The organism is Rhizobium sp. RU35A (assembly GCF_900156005.1).
Classification (GTDB): domain Bacteria; phylum Pseudomonadota; class Alphaproteobacteria; order Rhizobiales; family Rhizobiaceae; genus Neorhizobium; species Neorhizobium straminoryzae.
In genome coordinates, this window is record NZ_FTMR01000011.1 from 65,933 (window position 1) to 84,090 (window position 18,158).

21 protein-coding genes, 1 tRNA gene and 1 pseudogene are annotated in these 18,158 nt (G+C 61.1%); 5 read left to right on the forward strand and 18 right to left on the reverse strand.

The window, feature by feature from the left end; translation table 11 throughout:
* The first annotated feature begins 38 nt into the window (after positions 1-38).
* The 3 genes from F3H95_RS21240 to upp all read left to right on the forward strand — a co-directional run bounded on the left by F3H95_RS21240 (position 39) and on the right by upp (position 2,977).
* A complete protein-coding gene (locus tag F3H95_RS21240) occupies positions 39-1,259 on the forward strand; it encodes a phosphopentomutase (RefSeq protein WP_149747474.1) in 1,221 nt (406 codons plus the stop codon).
* Positions 1,256-2,269 carry an adenosine deaminase gene (locus F3H95_RS21245; protein WP_149747475.1) on the forward strand — a complete coding sequence of 338 codons (1,014 nt, stop codon included), beginning with the start codon at positions 1,256-1,258 and terminating at the stop codon, positions 2,267-2,269. Before F3H95_RS21240 ends, F3H95_RS21245 begins: the two co-directional genes overlap by 4 nt.
* A gap of 78 nt (positions 2,270-2,347) precedes the next feature.
* Positions 2,348-2,977 carry a uracil phosphoribosyltransferase gene (upp, locus tag F3H95_RS21250; protein WP_149747476.1) on the forward strand — a complete coding sequence of 210 codons (630 nt, stop codon included), beginning with the start codon at positions 2,348-2,350 and terminating at the stop codon, positions 2,975-2,977.
* Positions 2,978-3,061: 84 nt separating this feature from the next.
* Here the strand turns inward: upp and deoA are convergent, their stop codons facing one another.
* The 10 genes from deoA to F3H95_RS21300 all read right to left on the reverse strand — a co-directional run bounded on the left by deoA (position 3,062) and on the right by F3H95_RS21300 (position 12,403).
* Complete coding sequence (gene deoA, locus F3H95_RS21255) at positions 3,062-4,372, reverse strand: thymidine phosphorylase (protein ID WP_149747477.1); 1,311 nt, start codon at positions 4,370-4,372, stop codon at positions 3,062-3,064.
* A 2-nt stretch (positions 4,373-4,374) separates the two neighbouring features.
* Positions 4,375-5,145, reverse strand: a complete 771-nt coding sequence (deoC, locus tag F3H95_RS21260) for a deoxyribose-phosphate aldolase (protein ID WP_149747478.1) — start codon at positions 5,143-5,145, stop codon at positions 4,375-4,377.
* A 127-nt stretch (positions 5,146-5,272) separates the two neighbouring features.
* Positions 5,273-6,076 (reverse strand): purine-nucleoside phosphorylase, encoded by an 804-nt coding sequence (locus tag F3H95_RS21265; RefSeq protein WP_149747479.1) that lies wholly within the window; start codon positions 6,074-6,076, stop codon positions 5,273-5,275.
* Positions 6,073-6,465: a cytidine deaminase gene (locus F3H95_RS21270; RefSeq protein ID WP_143126631.1), complete on the reverse strand. Its 393-nt coding sequence runs from the start codon at positions 6,463-6,465 to the stop codon at positions 6,073-6,075. Before F3H95_RS21270 ends, F3H95_RS21265 begins: the two co-directional genes overlap by 4 nt.
* Positions 6,466-6,467: 2 nt before the next feature.
* Positions 6,468-7,439, reverse strand: a complete 972-nt coding sequence (locus tag F3H95_RS21275; protein ID WP_143126630.1) for an ABC transporter permease — start codon at positions 7,437-7,439, stop codon at positions 6,468-6,470.
* Positions 7,440-7,449: 10 nt separating this feature from the next.
* Positions 7,450-8,553, reverse strand: coding sequence for an ABC transporter permease (locus F3H95_RS21280; RefSeq protein WP_143126629.1), 1,104 nt, complete (start codon positions 8,551-8,553; stop codon positions 7,450-7,452).
* Positions 8,554-8,566: 13 nt separating this feature from the next.
* Complete coding sequence (locus F3H95_RS21285) at positions 8,567-10,078, reverse strand: ABC transporter ATP-binding protein (protein ID WP_185969902.1); 1,512 nt, start codon at positions 10,076-10,078, stop codon at positions 8,567-8,569.
* A gap of 79 nt (positions 10,079-10,157) precedes the next feature.
* A complete protein-coding gene (locus tag F3H95_RS21290) occupies positions 10,158-11,150 on the reverse strand; it encodes a BMP family ABC transporter substrate-binding protein (protein ID WP_143126627.1) in 993 nt (330 codons plus the stop codon).
* A gap of 241 nt (positions 11,151-11,391) precedes the next feature.
* Entirely contained in the window at positions 11,392-12,045 is a 654-nt protein-coding gene (gene msrA / locus F3H95_RS21295) for a peptide-methionine (S)-S-oxide reductase MsrA (RefSeq protein WP_143126626.1), read from the reverse strand.
* Between the two features lie 43 nt (positions 12,046-12,088).
* Positions 12,089-12,403 carry a hypothetical protein gene (locus tag F3H95_RS21300; protein ID WP_149747480.1) on the reverse strand — a complete coding sequence of 105 codons (315 nt, stop codon included), beginning with the start codon at positions 12,401-12,403 and terminating at the stop codon, positions 12,089-12,091.
* Between the two features lie 223 nt (positions 12,404-12,626).
* Here F3H95_RS21300 and F3H95_RS21305 point away from each other — a divergent pair.
* Positions 12,627-12,716: transfer RNA gene (locus F3H95_RS21305), tRNA-Ser, on the forward strand.
* 30 nt (positions 12,717-12,746) lie between these two features.
* On the opposite strand, the gene F3H95_RS21310 is transcribed toward F3H95_RS21305, so the two are convergent.
* The 5 genes from F3H95_RS21310 to F3H95_RS21330 are packed head-to-tail and all read right to left on the reverse strand — an operon-like array spanning position 12,747 to position 15,330.
* Complete coding sequence (locus F3H95_RS21310) at positions 12,747-13,841, reverse strand: tyrosine-type recombinase/integrase (RefSeq protein ID WP_149747481.1); 1,095 nt, start codon at positions 13,839-13,841, stop codon at positions 12,747-12,749.
* On the reverse strand, positions 13,838-14,026 hold the full coding sequence (locus tag F3H95_RS21315; RefSeq protein ID WP_149747482.1) for a hypothetical protein: 189 nt from the start codon (positions 14,024-14,026) through the stop codon (positions 13,838-13,840). Before F3H95_RS21315 ends, F3H95_RS21310 begins: the two co-directional genes overlap by 4 nt.
* A 3-nt stretch (positions 14,027-14,029) precedes the next feature.
* Positions 14,030-14,380 (reverse strand): hypothetical protein, encoded by a 351-nt coding sequence (locus tag F3H95_RS21320; RefSeq protein ID WP_149747483.1) that lies wholly within the window; start codon positions 14,378-14,380, stop codon positions 14,030-14,032.
* Positions 14,373-15,110: a hypothetical protein gene (locus F3H95_RS21325; protein WP_149747484.1), complete on the reverse strand. Its 738-nt coding sequence runs from the start codon at positions 15,108-15,110 to the stop codon at positions 14,373-14,375. The genes F3H95_RS21320 and F3H95_RS21325 overlap by 8 nt, the downstream gene beginning before the upstream one ends.
* A gap of 49 nt (positions 15,111-15,159) precedes the next feature.
* A complete protein-coding gene (locus tag F3H95_RS21330; RefSeq protein WP_244618101.1) occupies positions 15,160-15,330 on the reverse strand; it encodes an Arc domain-containing protein in 171 nt (56 codons plus the stop codon).
* Positions 15,331-15,368: 38 nt separating this feature from the next.
* Between F3H95_RS21330 and F3H95_RS21335 the strand changes: the two genes are divergently transcribed.
* Complete coding sequence (locus F3H95_RS21335) at positions 15,369-15,983, forward strand: Arc family DNA-binding protein (protein ID WP_210248578.1); 615 nt, start codon at positions 15,369-15,371, stop codon at positions 15,981-15,983.
* 194 nt (positions 15,984-16,177) lie between these two features.
* Here F3H95_RS21335 and F3H95_RS21340 read toward each other — a convergent pair whose 3' ends face one another.
* The 3 genes and pseudogenes from F3H95_RS21340 to F3H95_RS21350 all read right to left on the reverse strand — a co-directional run.
* Positions 16,178-16,372 carry a hypothetical protein gene (locus F3H95_RS21340; RefSeq protein WP_149747485.1) on the reverse strand — a complete coding sequence of 65 codons (195 nt, stop codon included), beginning with the start codon at positions 16,370-16,372 and terminating at the stop codon, positions 16,178-16,180.
* A 103-nt stretch (positions 16,373-16,475) separates the two neighbouring features.
* Positions 16,476-17,378: a hypothetical protein gene (locus F3H95_RS21345; RefSeq protein WP_149747486.1), complete on the reverse strand. Its 903-nt coding sequence runs from the start codon at positions 17,376-17,378 to the stop codon at positions 16,476-16,478.
* Between the two features lie 324 nt (positions 17,379-17,702).
* A pseudogene (locus F3H95_RS21350) lies at positions 17,703-17,945 on the reverse strand (tyrosine-type recombinase/integrase); the annotation flags it as partial.
* Positions 17,946-18,158 lie beyond the last annotated feature (213 nt).

The window sequence follows — 18,158 nt, forward strand, 5'->3', positions numbered from 1 at the left end:
TTGCGTCGGGCTTGGCTGCCCTTCAGATCAGGTGAACGATGGCACGCGCCTTCCTTTTCGTACTCGATTCCTTCGGCATTGGCGGCGCCCCGGATGCCGAACGCTATAACGACCTCGGCGCCAACACGCTCGGCCATATCGCCGAATTCTGTGCCGCCGGGGCCGCCGATCGTGCCGGTCTGCGCAAGGGGCCGCTGAAGCTGCCCAACATGTCGGCGCTTGGCCTCGTGCATGTGGCAAGGCTCGCCAGCGGCGATCTGCCGGCCGGCATGCCGATGCCGGAGCGCGTTTTCGGCCTGCATGGTGCGGCAAGCGAAGTGTCGCGCGGCAAGGATACGCCGTCGGGCCACTGGGAAATCGCGGGTACCCCCGTGATGTTCGACTGGGGGTATTTTTCCGCGGAAGGCGAGGCCTTTCCGCCCGAACTGGTGGAGGCGATCTGCCGCGAGAACGACCTGCCGGGCATCCTTGGTAACTGCCATGCCTCCGGCACGGAGATCATTGCCCGCCTCGGCGAGGAGCATATCCGCTCCGGCAAGCCGATCTGCTACACCTCGACCGATTCCGTCTTCCAGATCGCCGCGCATGAGATCCATTTCGGGCTCGACCGGCTGATCGCGCTTTGCGAAAGCGTGCGCCGGCTGATCGATCCCTTGAACATCGGCCGCGTGATTGCCCGCCCCTTCCTCGGCGAAACCGCCGACACCTTCGAGCGCACCGGCAACCGCCGTGACTTTTCCGTGCTGCCGCCGGAGCCGACGCTGCTCGACCGTCTGGTGGAGGCGGGCCGCACCGTGCATGCCGTCGGCAAGATCGGCGACATCTTCGCCCATCAGGGCGTGTCCCGGGTCATCAAGGCGAACGGCAACGAGGCGCTGATGGATGCGACGCTCGCCGCCATCGAGACGGCTCAGGATGGCGATCTGGTCTTCACCAATTTCGTCGATTTCGACATGCTCTACGGCCATCGCCGCGACGTCCCGGGCTATGCGGCGGCACTCGAAGCACTAGACAAGCGGCTTCTAGACGTGCACCGACGCATGAAGCCGGGCGACCTGATGATCCTGACCGCCGACCACGGCTGCGACCCGACCTGGCGCGGCACAGACCACACCCGCGAGCGCGTGCCGATCATGGCCTATGGTCCGGGCATCGCGGCCCGCATGGTCGGCATTCGCAATACCTATGCCGACATCGGCGAAACAGTTGCGGCCCATCTCGGCATTGCGCCCGGCCGCCATGGACGGAGCTTCCTGTGACGACGCATCTGCTGAAGGCCGAGATCCACTGCCATATCGAAGGGGCAGCGCCGCCGGCGCTGGCACTGCGGCAGGCCGAGAAATACGGTGTCGATCCCGCCGGCTTCATGGCCGGCGACGGCTATGCCTGGCACGACTTTGCCGAATTCATTCAGGCCTATGACCGGGTCGCCGCGCTGTTTCGCACCGAGGACGACTATGCGCTGCTGACGGAAAGCTACCTGCTGGACCTGGCCGCGATCAACACGATCTACAGCGAGATCATCGTTTCGCCCGACCATGGCGACCGCATCGGTCTTGGTGCCGACGCCTATCTCGCCGGCATCACCGACGGCATCCTGTCGGCCCGCGAGAAGACCGGCATCGAGGCCCGCATCATCGTGACGGGCGAGCGGCATTTCGGGCCGGAGCGGGTAGTCGCCGCCGCAGAATACGCGGCGCGCAGCCATAATCCGCTGGTCACCGGCTTCAACATGGCCGGCGAGGAACGCATGGGCCGGGTGGCCGATTATGCGCGGGCCTTCGACATCGCCCGCGATGCGGGCCTTGGCCTGACGATCCATGCGGGTGAGGTTTGCGGCGCCTTCAGTGTCACCGACGCGCTCGATCTCGTGCGGCCCTCGCGCATCGGCCATGGCGTGCGCGCCATCGAGGACGCAGCACTGGTCGCAAGGCTTGTCGAAACCGGCGTGGTGCTGGAAGTCTGCCCCGGCTCCAACATTGCGCTTGCCGTCTATCCCGATTTCGAGAGCCATCCCTTGCGCCGCCTGCGGGAGGCCGGCGTGCGCGTCTGCCTCAATTCCGACGATCCGCCCTTCTTCCGCACCTCCCTTTCCCGCGAATACGAGATCGCTGCCGGCGTGATGGGTTTCGGCACGGCTGAGATCAACGCGATGACGCGCACGGCGCTGGAATGTGCCTTCGTGGACGAGGAAACGCGGGGCCGGCTGCTTGCCCGCTTCGATGAATCGGTACAGCCGGCTGGGGAAGATGCACCAAACCTGCGGTGAACGCTTGCGGTTGTCCGCCTTTCCATGAAAGAAAGATCACAAGAGAACACACAAGAAGAAGGACGAAGGCAGCTTCCCATGGACGGCGTAACAGTCATCAATCACCCGCTTGTGCAGCACAAGCTCACCATCATGCGCCGCAAGGAAACCTCGACATCGAGCTTCCGCCGGCTGCTGCGCGAAATTTCCACCCTGCTCTGCTACGAGGTCACCCGCGATCTCGAACTGACCATGGAGACGATCGAGACGCCGCTGACCGAGATGCAGTCGCCGATCCTGGAAGGCAAGAAGCTGGTCTTCGCGTCGATCCTGCGCGCCGGCAACGGCCTGCTGGAAGGCATGCTGGAACTGGTTCCGGCCGCGCGCGTCGCCCATGTCGGCGTCTACCGCGACCATGAGACGCTGCAGGCGGTCGAATATTACTTCAAGGCGCCGGATGCGCTCTCGGAACGCCTCGTGATCGTCGTCGACCCGATGCTGGCCACCGGCAATTCCTCGATTGCCGCGATCGAAAAGCTGAAGGAACGCGGCGCAAAGAACATCCGCTTCCTCTGCCTGCTCGCGGCGCCGGAAGGCATCAAGAATTTCCAGACCGCCCATCCGGACGTACCGATCTTCACGGCCTCCATCGACAGCCATCTGAACGAGAAGGGCTATATCATGCCCGGCCTCGGCGATGCCGGCGACCGCATGTACGGCACCAAGTAAGCCTCGGCGCCCTATGGATTGAACAATGCCCGCAGACCGGATGGTCGCGGGCATTTTTCATGGCCGAAACAGCGCGCGCGGCCCTCAGCCGATGCGCTTGAGGATGACCGGCCGCTCCACAGGTGCCTGATCCGCGATGCGGTAAAGCGCAGCCATGCTGGCCACGGCCTTTTCCGCCTGAGCCTCATCCGCGGCATGCACAAAGGCGATCGGATCGCCCCTTTCGACACGGGTGCCGAGCGGCAGGATACGATCGAAGCCGACACGGTGATCGATGCCATCGCTGGCAAGCCGCCGCCCGCCGCCGAGTTCCACCACGGCAAGGCCGATGCCGCGCGCATCGGTGGCCGCCAGGATGCCGCTGTCCGGCGCAGGCACTGGACGGATGACGGGTGCTGCCGGAAGATAGGTGGCAAAGCGTTCGACGAAATCGGCCGGGCCGCCCAGCAGATGCACCATGCGGCCGAAATGCTCCAGCGCCCGGCCGGAGGCAAGCGCCGCTGTCGCCTTCTCCTGCCCCTCGGTGAGGGTGGAAACGAGGCCGGCCTGCAGCAGCATTTCCCCAGCAAAGGCCAATGTGACCGCCTCGATGCGGGTTCTGCCCTTGCGGCCGGCGAGGAAATCGACGGCGTGGGCGATCTCGACCGCATTGCCGGCGGCATCCGCCAGCGGCTCGTTCATGTCGGTCAGCAGGGCCGAGGTCTTCACCCCTGCCCCGTTCGCCACCTCGACCAGCGAGCGGGCCAGCGCCTCGGCCTCCTCGACGCCCTGCATGAAGGCGCCATTGCCGAACTTCACGTCGAGAACCAGCGTTTCAAGCCCGGCGGCGAGCTTCTTCGAGAGGATCGAGGCGGTGATCAGCGGAATGGATTCGACCGTCGCCGTGACGTCGCGGATCGCATAAAGGCGCCGGTCGGCGGGCGCGAGATCGCCCGTCTGGCCAATGATCGCAGCCCCCGCCTCGCGGACCACCCGGCGAAACTGCGCTTCCGAAGGCGCCACATCATAGCCGGGAATCGCTTCCAGCTTGTCCAGCGTGCCGCCCGTATGGCCGAGGCCGCGGCCGGAAATCATCGGCACCGCCAACCCGCAGGCAGCGACGATCGGCGCCAGCATCAGCGAGACATTGTCGCCGATGCCGCCGGTCGAATGCTTGTCGCCGACCGGACGGCCGATCTCCGACCAGGAGAGAACGTCGCCGCTGTCGCGCATGGCAAGCGTCAGCGCCACGGTTTCGGCGCGCGTCATGCCGCGAAAGAAGGTGGCCATGGCAAAGGCCGCCAGCTGCCCCTCGGAAATGCGATTCGCCGTCACTCCTTCGATGAAGCCGGCAATTTCCGCGGGCGACAGTTCCACCCCGTCGCGCTTGCGGCGGATGATCTCCTGCGGGATCATGCTCAGTAACCGCTCGACACGCGGCTGGAAGGCGCGCCGGCAATCACGTTCAGGATATCGTCCAGCAGGCTGGACGCGCCGAAGCGGAAGGTGGAGGGCATCAGCCAGTTGGCGCCCATGATCGTCTCGGCAAGCCGTAGGTAGAGATCGGCATCCGCCACCGTGGAAATGCCGCCGGCCGGCTTGAAGCCCACCTTCCTGCGGCTGTCGCGGATCGCCTGCAGCATGATGTCGGCTGCTTCGAGCGTGGCGTTGACGGAGACCTTGCCCGTCGAGGTCTTGATGAAATCGGCGCCGGCCTCGATCGCCAGTTCGGATGCCCGGCGGATCTTGCCGCTGTCGCGGATCTCGCCGGTTTCGAGGATCACCTTCAGGCAGGCCTCCGGGCAGGCGGCGCGCACGGCAGTGACCATCTCGGTGACGGCCGCCTCATCGCCGGCGAGGAAGGCCTTGTAGGGAATGACGAGATCGATCTCGTCGGCGCCATCGGCAATCGCCTGGCGGGTTTCCGCGACGACGGTCTCGACCGGCAGATCGCCGGACGGAAAGTTGACGACAGTGGCAATCCGCACCGGATGATCCGACCCGAGAATGCCGCGTGCCTGCGCCACGAAGCGCGGCCAGATGCAGATGGCGGCCGAATGGCCGTTCGGCGTCTGCGCACGGGCGCACAAGGCCGCGATTGCGGCGGCATCGCAATCGTCACGCAGGTTCGTCAGGTCCAGCAGCGACAGTGCGAACGCAGCCGCCTCGCGCGGGCTCAACAGTTCCATGGGCTTACCTCCCGGCTTTTTCGGAGTGTGCATCATTATCCTTCAATCGATTAGACGCAAGACAGGAAGGACCGGCCGGCCGGCCGGCAAGCTTGACCGGGCGGCACGGGTTCGATCGAACGGCCTGTCAGGCAATGGTGTCCTGCGCGAACAGGTCCTTGAGAATGGTGGCGAGGCGGCGACCGCCCAGCGGCGCCATTTCCTTCGTCTCCTCGTGCGACAATTCCGCCCCGGTCATGCCGGCGCCGAAATTGGTGATGACCGAGCAGGCGGCGACCTTCAGTCCGACATAGCGGGCGAGGATCACCTCCGGCACGGTGGACATGCCGACCGCATCGGCCCCCAGAATGCGCGCCATGCGGATTTCCGCCGGCGTTTCGAAACTCGGGCCGGAGAACCACATGTAGACGCCGGAATAGAGGGGCGTGGCGGTGCGGATCGAGGCATTGCGGATGGCAAGCGCGAGATCGGCATCATAGGCGCTGGTCATGCCGACAAAACGCCGGTCGCCGCTTTCGCCGATCAGCGGGTTCATGCCGGAATAGTTGATGTGATCGGCGATCTGCATCACCGAACCGGGCGGCATGTCGTCCTTCAGTGACCCCGCGGAATTGGTAAGGATCAGCGCCTGAACACCAATCCCCTGCAGCACCTCGATGGGAAAGCGCATGGCCGAGGCATCGCCGTGTTCGTAGTAGTGCGCACGGCCGGACAGCATGATGACAGGATGGCGGCCGAGAAAACCGGCCACGAGCTCGCCCGCATGGCCGGTGACGCCGCTTGCCGGAAAGCCGGGCAGTTCGCCGTAGGAAATCCGCACAGGCTTCTCGACCTCCGCCACCAGCGAACCAAGGCCCGAGCCCAGCACGATGGCATGACGCGGCATCAGGCCGCCTAGCCGGTCCACCAGCAGATCGATGACGGACTTCATCCGATTACATCCGTCTGGAAGGAGAAGGGCAGAAGTTCGTCCATGGTCAGCGTCTTCTGCACGCCGACCTCGTCGCAGAGGTAGACGCGGGTGTCGGGACCCGCGAATTCGGCGATCTTCTGGCGGCATCCGCCGCAGGGCGGGCAGCAGGCCAGTTTCTCGGCAATCACCGCGATCTCGACGATCTTGCGGCCACCGCCCATCACCATGTTGCCGATGGCGGTCGGTTCGGCGCACCAGCCCTGCGGGAAGGACAGGTTCTCGACATTGGCGCCGAGATAGATCTTGCCGTCATCGGCGCGGATGGCTGCACCGACCGGGAACTTGGAATAGGGCGCATAGGCCCTTCCCATTGCCGCGCGGGCCGCCTCGAACAGGTCTTGCGCCATGATCAACGTTCCTTCGTATAGGGCACGCCGCCGGCCTTGGGCGGGTGGGCGACGCCGATGAACCCGGCCAGCAGAATGCAGGTGAGGATATAGGGCAGCGCCTGGAAGATCTGAACCGGCACTTCGCCGATTCCCGGCACCGCCTTGCCCTGCATGAAATTGGCGAAGGCATCGAGGAAGCCGAACAGCAGGCAGGCAAACATCACCGGCACCGGCTTCCACTTGGCAAAGATCAGGGCGGCGAGCGCGATATAGCCCTTGCCGGCCGACATGTCCTTGATGAAGGCGGCCGACTGGGCAATCGACAGATAGGCGCCGGAGAAGCCGCAAAGGAAGCCCGCCACGATGACGGCGCGGTAGCGCAGCCAGGTGACGGAAATGCCGGCCGTATCCACCGCGCCCGGATTTTCGCCGACCGCACGCAGCCGAAGGCCGAAGCGGGTGCGAAACAGCACCCACCAGGTGATCGGTACGGCGAGGAAGGCGAGATAGGTCAGGATGTTGTTGCCGGAGATGACATGCACATAGAGCGGCCCGATGAAGGGCACGTCGCGCATGGCATCGACGAAGGGCAGCGTGATTGGCGAGAAGCGCGCCTCGCCGGAGATCTGGGGAGTACGTCCTCCCTGCCCGAACCAGGCCTGGCCGAGAACGACGGTGAGACCGGCCGCCACGAAGTTCAGCGCCACACCGGAGACGATCTGGTTGCCGCGATTGGTGATCGAGGCAAAACCGTGGATCAGCGAGAACAGGATCGACACCCCGATGCCGCCGAGAAGGCCAAGCCAGGCATTGCCGGTGACATAGGCGACGCAGGCGGATGCAAAGGCAGCCGCCAGCATCTTGCCCTCCAGCCCGATGTCGAAGACCCCGGCACGCTCGGTGAAGAGGCCGGCCAGCGCGGTGAACAGCAGCGGGATCGACAGGCGAATGGTCGAGCCGAGAATGCTGACGACGATATCGTAGAATTCCATCTCTTGCTCCTCAGGCCCGTTTCAGACGCTGGTACAGGTGCACCATGGCCGGCCGGAACATGTATTCCAGCGCGCCGGCAAACAGGATCACCAGACCCTGGATCACCACGATCATCTCGCGGGTGATGTTGGGCATTTCAAAGGAGAGATCGGCACCGCCCTGGTAGAGAATGCCGAACAGAAGGGCGGCCAGCACGATGCCAAGCGGATGGCTGCGCCCCATCAGCGAAACGGCGATGCCGACGAAGCCCGCGCCGCCGACGAACTCCACCTGCAGGCGGGCAGAGGCGCCCATCACCGGGTTCAGCGCCATCATGCCGGCCAGCCCCCCGGAGATCAGCATGGCGATGATGACGGTACGCCCATAGGGAATACCGGCATAGATCGCAGCAGAGGGGCTGATGCCGAGCGTGCGCATCTCATAGCCGAGCTTGGTGCGCCAGATCAGCACCCAGACAAGAAAGGCCATGACCAGCGCGATCAGGAAGGAGACGTTGAAGGGCGCTGGCCCGAGCTTCAGGCCGAACCAGGCCATCAGCCAGTCGAGCTTCGGCAACTGTCCGCCGGGCAAGAAGGTGCGCGTTTCCGGCGCCATCTTGCCCGGCACGATCAGCACGTTGACCAGCAGGTAGACCATCAGCGCTGCGCCGATGAAGTTGAACATGATGGTGGTGATGACGACATGGCTGCCGCGTTTGGCCTGCAGCCAGGCCGGAATGAAGGCCCAGGCGGCACCGAACAGGGCTGCGCCGATCACGGCAAACGGCATCGTCACATACCAGGGCACGTAGCGATCGAGCGCAAGCGCGACCAGCGCCGCGCCGAGACCGCCGAGATAGGCCTGACCTTCCGAGCCGATGTTGAACAGGCCGGCATGGAAGGCGACCGCCACCGACAGGCCGGTGAAGATGAAGCTGGTGGCATAGAACAGCGTGAAGCCGATCGCATCGCCGCGTCCGAGCGAGCCTTCGATCAGAAGCTTCAGCGCAGCCAAGGGATCCTCGCCGATCCACCAGACGACGAGCCCGGAGATGAAGAAGGCGACCAGCAGGTTGAGGAGCGGCATCAACCCGTAGGTGATCCAGTTGGGCAAGGGTACGGAAGCGGTACTCATGAAAGGTTCGTCCTCATGCGGCAATGCCTGCCATCATCAGACCCAGTGTCTGCTCGCCGGCATCCGGGGTCTTTTCGCCAACCACCTTGCCGGCAAACATCACGAGGATGCGGTCGGACAGGGATCGGATCTCGTCCAGTTCGACGGAAACGAGCAGGAGCGCCTTGCCGGCATCGCGCATTTCCACGATGCGGCGGTGAATGAATTCGATCGCGCCGATATCGACGCCGCGGGTGGGCTGGCCGATGATCAGCGCCTTGGGATCGCGCTCGATCTCGCGCGCCACGACGATCTTCTGCTGGTTGCCACCGGAGAAGTTCGCCGTCTTCAGGCGCGGATTCGGCGGGCGGATGTCGTACTTTTCGATCTTCTCTACGGCATCCGCCTGGATTGCCTTCAGATCAAGCAGCGCACCGCGGCCATAACGGGGATCGCGGTGATAGCCGAGCACCGAATTCTCATATTCCTCGAACTTCAAGACGAGGCCCATGTGGTGCCGGTCTTCCGGGATATGGGCAAGACCAAGCGCCCGAAGCCGCGCCGGATCGGCATTGGCGATCGGCTGGCCATCGAGCAGGATCTCGCCCGAGGCCGGCTTGCGGATGCCGGCAATCGCCTCCAGCAGTTCCGACTGGCCGTTGCCGGCGACGCCCGCAATGCCGACGATCTCGCCTTCGCGCACATCGAAGGAGACGTTATCGACCATGGTGACGCCACGGGCGTCCTTGACGGTGAGGTTCTTCACCGACAGCAGCACCTTGCCGGGCTTTGCGGCGCCCTTTTCGACGCGCAGCAGAACGCGGCGGCCGACCATCAGTTCGGCCAGTTCCTCGACCGTCGTCTCGGCGGTCTTGCGGGTGGCAACCATTTCGCCGCGGCGCATGACGGAAACCTCGTCGGTGATCGCCATGATCTCGCGCAGCTTGTGGGTGATGAGGATCACCGTCTTGCCCTGGTCGCGCAACACCTTCAGCACCTTGAACAGGTGGTCGGCCTCGGCGGGCGTCAGAACGCCGGTCGGCTCGTCGAGAATCAGGATATCGGCGCTGCGATAGAGCGCCTTCAGGATTTCCACGCGCTGCTGCTTGCCGACGGGCAGATCCTCGATCAGCGCGTCAGGATCGACGTCGAGACCGTAATCGGTCTCCAGACGCTTCAACTCCTTGCGCGCGCCGGAAACGCCCTTGGCGAGCAGTTGCCCGCCCTCGGCACCGAGCATGACGTTTTCCAGAACCGTGAAGTTCTCCACCAGCATGAAATGCTGGTGCACCATGCCGATGCCGGCGGCAATCGCGGTCTGGCTGTCACGAATGTCGAGCGGCTTGCCGTCGATGCGGATCTCGCCGCGATCGGCCTGGTAGAAGCCGTAGATGATGGACATCAGGGTCGACTTGCCGGCACCATTCTCCCCGATGATGCCGTGGATCGTTCCCTTTTCCACCTTCAGATTGATGTTCTTGTTGGCATGAACGGCACCGAAACTCTTGTCGATGCCCACCAGTTCAATAGCGGGATGCTGGCTCACGCGCTGGCCTTTCCTTTCCGGAAGCCGGACATGGTAAGGGCGCATGGCGGAACCCGCGATGCGCCCTGACCGTGATGAATTACATCGGGCAGCTGTTGTCCGACATGTAATCGTGAACCTTGACGGAACCCGAGATGATATCGGCCTTCGCCTTTTCGACGGCAGTCTTCATCTCCGGCGTGATCAGCTTGGCGTTGTTGTCGTCCAGCGCATAGGCAACGCCGTCTTCCTTCACACCGTTGGTCTGGATGCCACCGGTGAATTTGCCGGCTGCGGCATCCTTGTAGGCATTGTAGACCGCGAGATCGACGCGCTTGACCATCGAGGTCAGCACCGAACCCGGATGCAGATGGTTCTGGTTGGAATCGACGCCGATCGACAGCTTCTTGTTGTCGGCAGCCGTCTGCAGCACGCCGAGACCGGTGGCGCCGGCAGCCGCGTAAATGACATCCGCACCCTGGTCGATCTGGTTCTTGGTCAGCTCACCGCCGCGAACCGGGTCGTTCCAGGCAGCACCGGTGGTGCCGGTCATGTTCTGCAGAACTTCGATCTTGGCATTGGCAGCCTTGGCGCCCTGGGCATAGCCGCAGGCGAACTTGCGGATCAGCGGAATATCCATGCCGCCAATGAAGCCGACCTTGCCGGACTTGGACGCCATGCCGGCCAGGATGCCGACGAGATAGGAGCCCTCTTCTTCCTTGAAGACGACGGAGCGCACGTTCGGCAGCTTCACCACGGAATCAACGATCACGAACTTGGTGTCCGGGAATTCGGCAGCCACCTTCTCCATGGCCGAGGTCCAGGCGAAGGAAACGGCAACGATCGGATTATAGCCGCGCGAGGCAAAGTTGCGGATCGCCTGCTCGCCCTGGGTGTCGCTGGTCGGCTCGAAGTCACGGAAATCGGTGCCGGTTTCCTTCTTGTACTTCTCTGCGCCCTGGAAAGCCGCTTCGTTGAAGGATTTGTCGAACTTGCCGCCGGTGCCATAGACCAGCGCCGGCTTGATGTCAGCCGCCAGCGCCGTGGTCGAAAGCGCTGCCATGGCAATCAGTGTCAAAAGGGTTTTCTTCATCGTGCAGCCCTGTTTTTGCTCGTCATTGTGGGTCCCCCCGCACGCCTGTCTCGCGAAGGCATGTCTGCGGTTGCCGGCCTCTTCATCATTATGCCTGGCAGGCCCTTATCCTTGCATGGGTTTCAGCAAAATTCACCAGAAATTTTTCGTTTGGTCAAAAACGAAAAATCTGCGCAACCGATCGCCATTTTCCCCGCAGGACTGCACAAGAGGGCGGCTTTACGCCGCCGAAACAGACAGATCAGCCGCCAATGGGGCAGCTGACGCCGGTGCCACGCAGACCGCAATAGCCAGCCGGGTTCTTGGCCAGGTACTGCTGGTGATAGTCTTCCGCGTAATAGAAAACGTCTGCCGGGGCGATCTCGGTCGTGATGACAGAAGTGCGTCCCGCCGCCTTGAGCGCCGCCTGGAATGCTGCGCGCGCAGCCTCCGCCTTCTCCAGCTGGTCAGCGGTCGTGGTATAGATCGCCGACCGGTAGGTCGTGCCAATGTCATTGCCCTGGCGCATGCCCTGGGTCGGGTCATGCTCCTCGAAGAAGGTCTTCAGCAGGGTTTCGTAGGAGATGATGGCGGGATCAAAGACCACCTTGACGATTTCGGCATGACCGGTGAGGCCCGTCGTCGTTTCATGATAGGTCGGATTGGGCGTCAAGCCACCCTGATAGCCGACCGCGGTAACCCAGACACCCGGCAGCCGCCAGAACAGACGCTCCGCACCCCAGAAGCAGCCCATGCCGAAATAGGCCACGTGGAGGTGATCGGGATAGGGGCCCTGCAAGGGGTTGCCGTTGACGAAATGGTGCTCCGCGGTGGGCAGCGCCTCCGCACGTCCGGGCAGCGCCGCATCGGCACTCGGCATCACGGTCTTCTTGTTGAACATGTCGATCAGGAACATTTCGAACCTCCCTCGTTGCGGTCGCGTCGCACGCGCCGTCGCTTCAGGCAAACAGGCTTCGTGGCCGGGGGCGCCGGTAACCGATCATCCACAGCGCCAGCGACAGACCAAGGCACACCGCGAATGCCGGCTGGCGGATGATCACGGCAAACCCGTTCTGCCAGACTTGCGGGTGAATATAGTGTTCGACCATGCCTTGCACCAGAGGCAGACTCCGGGGGCTTGCCGCCAGCCAATCCTCTTCCAGACTGGTCAGGACCACGGATGAGGATGCCACCGAAGCGATCGCATCGATCGTGCCGGCGGCAATCGCCAGCACAAGCGCGAGAAAGCTCAGAAACCGGAAGAAAAATGCCATGGTCCTGTCCGATCCTGCTGGCAGCCGATGGGAAGCGAAGATTAGGGCCGCACCCTCCACTTGGCAATGCGGCCGCCACCGCGGGAGTTTTCTGCCAGCAAAAGCAGCGACTTGAGCCCGAGGTCACAAAAGTTTCAGATTCCGGTTGATTGCGCGAAATTCATCGGTATATATCCGCCCCGACCGCTGCTTCGCCAAACCGGCCGGGCAGCCCTTGGATCAAGGACAGGTGGCCGAGTGGTTGAAGGCGCACGCCTGGAACGCGTGTATACGTGAAAGCGTATCGAGGGTTCGAATCCCTCTCTGTCCGCCATGCCTTTGCGTAACACGCTGATTTTCCATCTTATTCGCCTTTCTCTTGTCCAACTTTTCGAACTGGTTGGACAGAAGCTGTTCTCTTTTTCTTCCCCGCGATGGCCTTAAGCCCCTTCTCAGCGAGAGCCGCTTGATTGGCTGCGGCCGTGTAGACAGACACCTGCTTAAGATCCGTATGGCCGGTGACCGCTTTGATGATGTCGCCGCTCATGCCGCCCTCGGCCATCCGACGCGCCGCCGCCTTTCTAAGCCCGTGGGCCGAGCAATGAGAAAGGCCGGCTTCATTGCAGCGGTCCCGGAACCAGTTTCCAAAGCCTGCCGCTGTGAACGGCTTGCCAAACTCCGTCAGAAGGAAGGACGGTTTATCTTTTGGAAGCAGGAACAGGACATCTGTCAGCGCCGGCAGCATGAACAGATCAAGCTCCGCCCCTGTCTTGCGCTGCTTCACTCTGATCGTCTTTCCGGAAACCTGATGCCATCCCATGGCGATAACATCGCTGCGGCGCTGTGCGGTGTAGAGCAACAGGTTGAGGGCAAGCCGCGCCTTGGTTCCCTCCGGATGCCGCGCCTCGTAAGTTGCGATTTCTGTTTCCGTCCACGTATGAAAGCCATCGGTCTTTTTCTTGAAGCCACGAACCCCGGCGGCAGGATTGACCGCGATCCACCCGTTATCGAGGGCGTGATCGAGCATGATCTTCAAAAGGGACAGGAGGCGGTTCGCCGCCTGCGGGCGATCCGCCATATTGCCCAGGAGAATTTTCAGGTGTTCGCGGCGAAGGTCTCGAACGAGCCTGCTTCCGTGCTTCACCCGAAACGTCTCAATGATCCGCCGATAGGTCTGCTTTGTGCTGTCACGCAGCCCCTGAAATTGTGGCGAGCGGTAATAGGAAACAGCCAAGGCATCCATCGAACCGGGCTTGGTGCGCGCCGCACCGATATTGGCCCGCCATTCTGTGACGCCCGCAAGCGCCGCCGCGTATGCTTTTTCAAATTCGGCACCAACCGGCGGAAAGGGAAGATACGTATCCACGCCCTTTGCCCGAAACCGAATACGCCGTTTCTTATGCCGGTCGATGACCAGCGAGCAGTATTGCGGCAGGCCGTTACGACGCTTGCCCTTCATGTCTTCAGATCATCCCAGGTGTTGATATCGTTCGCTTTTGCCACCGTTTCCGTAAGCGAGGCGCTCGCTTCGATACGCCCGTCGGGATGAAGAATGATGCGGACGGCTTCAAACCCGGCCTCAAGGCCGGCCTTGAACAGGCGCTTCGCATCGATCTGCTTGATTGCCGCGCCACGGTTTGCCATCGATCAGACCTCCGCCTTTTGATCGGCACGTGCGCCGGCAGGACGATTTTCAAGAAACCCGAGCGCAGCGGAAACCAGCGAAAAGATCAGTGGCGATTCGTCAAAGTCCCTTGCCTCGTCGCGAGCGAGCCGCAGCGCCTCCAGAGCCTCGCCCATGCCCCCGGCCGGGCTTGCCCAGGTTTTCAGCGCCTCCAACGGCGGCGCCCACGGCTGAACTGCCTTGCGCGCGTCGGACGCGCCGGCGAGGTCTTCGGCCATCGCCGTTTCCCAGCCATTACGGAATGCGGCGATTGTTTCGGAAAGGCTGGGGGCCGGCCGGGAAAGCGGCTTTTTCAAGGAAACGCGCTTAACCATGATTGGCCTCACCAGCAAGAATTCCAACCTTATCGTCAGAGCCCTCCGAAGCGGCCTCGATCGCGTTGTCGATCCTCGTCAGCACGCCGGAGAGACCGCGCGCGACAACCTCCGAGCATCGCCGCAAGTCGCCTAAATTGTCGACAACCTCCATCGGAATGCCGCGCATTGGTGCCATTGAGACTTGAACCAGGCTCTGGTGCATCAGGCGGACCATCGCCAGGGCCTCGCGCACGTCATCGTAAATGCGGTCCACATTGACGCCGAGCGGGTCATTCGCCACATCAACCGGCGCCGGAACGGAAGGCGCCGGAGGATCGCGCAGCAGCGAATACAGGCTCTGCAGCATCGCTATGCTTTCATCGGCCCAGAGTTCCGCCTCGCCGCTCCACAGCCAGCCCTTGGCAAAATCGTATTTCAGCTGGGCATCTGCGAAGTTCTGACAGGGGAAAGCCATGATCTTCTTGCGAAGGGCCTCGGCCGCGGCCTCACGCTTTGCCATGGCGCTGCAAATGTTGCGCGCTTCGGGCATCTCCCGGATGCGCATCTCGATCTGCGCCTTTTCCCCAAGCGGAAGGCTATCGAAATTCTCGGGACTATGGCGGCGGCGAAAGCCCATCCATTCCGCATCGAGGGCGGCAGTTGCCCGCTCATTCAGCTGGAGTTCATCCAGCATAGCCGCCAGCGCCGGCCTTGCGCCGACCGGTGTTTTCGGGGTATTGATATCCATGCTCACTTCCTCCTTAAGGGGTGGTTATAGAAAAGCCGACGCTGGTTTCTCAGGCCGTAGCGTCGGCTTTTTGCATTTCTGCCTGCCGGCTCATCTTTTCCTTCAGCGCCAACAAGATTTCGGCCGTTTGAGACCGAAGGTTCTTCTCCGCCTCAGACGCAAGCCAGCGCTTCACGTCAGCGGGTATGTTCAGCTTGAACTGCACTTGGTTCTCGTTCACCGCGGCTCCTTTCACCAATTTAGTGAAAGGAAGGTAGCATGCACCAAATTAGTGCGCAACGACACACTCTTGGTTTTTTCACTATTTCAGTGTCTAACATGACCATGGCCAAACAAGACGACTATTCACGGTACACGATCCGCGTCCCTCGGGACGTCTATGCAGCTATCGAAAACTCAGCGGAGGCTGCCAATCGCTCGGTAAACGCTGAAATCACTGCTCGACTTGAGTTTTCGATAGCAAACCCGCCGAGCACCGTTGAAGGGCTCAGACGCAGGATTGAAGCACTAGAGTCCGAAATAGGTTTGATGGAGCAAGACCTAAAAGATCAAGCCTCTGAAATGGAAAGCCTACGAGAAATTATTTCCAACGCTAAGTATTTCTTAGATAAAAACCGTGATTATCAACGAAGACTTATGTTTCACGTATTGAATTACATTGATGAAATACCAGAAGATTTGGCGATTTGGGCACACGACGTGGCGATGGCCGACAAAAAAGACGACATATTGCGTGAGCAAATTCTTCAGGGGAAAATATCCGGGCAAGATTCCATTCGAAAGATAAGGGAGAAACGCCAAACCTTCATAAAAAGGCAAATTGAAATAATTCGGGAAAGCTTGTCAGATAATGGAGATAGCGGCGATTCATGAAGCGGCGTTCGTCAGTGCATGCAGTGCTGCTGCGTGCCCCCCGCGCTCGCGTTTGATCTGCAGTGTCAGCCACGGCCATCCCACATATTTGTATTCCCCCATTCGGATGCGTGTGTAACGCTGGAGGTTGACGCCGAGCGATGACCGGACACCCATGTTTTACAAACCCACGCGAAATGATGTCCGACCCGTCGTTAAAGATAGCCCCTTGGACTCGCTTCATACTCCTCCAGGGTGAAGGCATCACCGCTACGGACGCTCTCGCCGTTGATGACAACGGCACCATCCGGCTCGATCCGAATGCTGCGGATTTCAACACCCGCCTTCTGCACGGCCTTGATAGCCCGCGTGATCGCATCCTGCGTAAAAGGTATCGTCCGCCGCCCCATGCTGCACCTCTCAAAAGTTATCGTCACATTGCTCTTAAGGTAAGTTGACAGCAGAATTTCTGCTTCAGCGCATGGTCGCAATCAAGGCGAGCCAGATCACGGTCTAATCCGAGACTCGCAGAACATGAATTTCTGAAGGGACAAAATCGACCCCCTTTCGCTTGGAGAGTAAAACGATATCTGCCGTGATTTCGTCGTTCCCCCACACCTGGTCAGCGGTCACTCCATCAAGCAGCTTCATGGGGAGGCGCTTATTATGAATGCCTAATGGCATGGCAGCCCAACCACTTGTTTCTCTGTCGAGGTCCTTTTGGTGGATCCGCAGCCGTACCCCGTAAAGATCCTGAGACTTTTCGGCGCTTGCGGCTTCCTCGTATACGAAATCCGCTTCCGTATCCTCGACAAACCGAGGGTCAATCCGCTTACTCCCCACATCTATGGGCGCATTGCCTTGACGCTTGCTTGGTTGGAAAAATTTCACCGATGCGTCCGCTAGTCGTTTGATCCGACCGGGCTTGCCATAACGGTCATCAAGAGCTTTCTTTGTCTCGTCATACGAGCGCCCTGTTTTGTCGGCCAAATCTTGGATCAGGTTCTTCTTCCAACTGGCTGTAAGCGTCTCTTTTACACCGTCAGTCACGATGGATTTGATATAATCGGCTCCATAGACGATCGCGACGATAACCAGAATTGTCAGAAGCGTATGGGTGTTCTCAGGCATCTCCACCCCCATAAACTCTTGTACCAGATCCGGTAGATCGTGATCGAGTTCGTCTTGAAACACGCCGAACAGGCTTACAAACAAGATCTCTTTTAAACTCCCATGCGATATTTCTTGGACGCGGATATCAATTTTTTCAATTGTAAGGCCAGGAACGAAGGTTTCGAGATTTGATGCTGCTTCTTCCAACAGCATCTGCAAGGACAGCAGACTGCCTACTATTTCCGGAATAGGAACTGGATTTTCCGTTTTGTATTCGACACGAAAAGGCAATCTCAGTTCCATGCACCCCCTCCCGCAAGAACGGGTTGCATCTGAGCACAAACACATCACAGTGTGGAGTCGTCATTTCCCCACCTCATTTCCGGCAGGTGTGTTTGCCACATAACACCGCGCTAGCCTGTGCACGGTCGCCGGCTATGGAGACTGAGAAACAGTTGGATCTGCCGGTCTTGCCATCCTTGGCTTTCTGTTCACAATCTCGCGGCAGCTGTCGTCTGCGGATTGCTGGCAATCCTGATCGAGATCGAGAAGCACCTGGGCAAGCTTGCGACACCGCCGCCGGAACCGAAGGCCTGAGGCGCGGAAAGACGCACCCCAGGCGAGAGATCACACCGAACCTGCCCCACAATCAGCAGCCACCAACTGCGGCGGCCACCGCCACCCCGCATATTTGTCTGCCCCTGCCCGGATGTGTGCATAACGCTGCAGACTGACCCACGAACGGTGGCCGGACACCGTTGCCACAACAGGAATGGTCAAGCCCTGCTCAAACAGCAGGCTGACACCTTCGTGCCGCAGGTCATGGAAATGCAGATCGACGATACCCAACAGCTTGCAAGCTTGGATAAATACAATCACCCCTTCCACACCAAGCCACATCCCGGAGCGCAGTGACCGCAATCGATAGCCCAGACTGGCTTTTGACAGGTAAGCCCCCAAACCAATGGATCGAAGGCAAAAATTATCTCAAAGGCCTCGATGCGTGACGTGCTTAACACGCGTCATCGGCCGAAGAAAAGGGGAGCCGAAGCCCCCCTTTCCGCCTTTACCGAAGCCAGATCC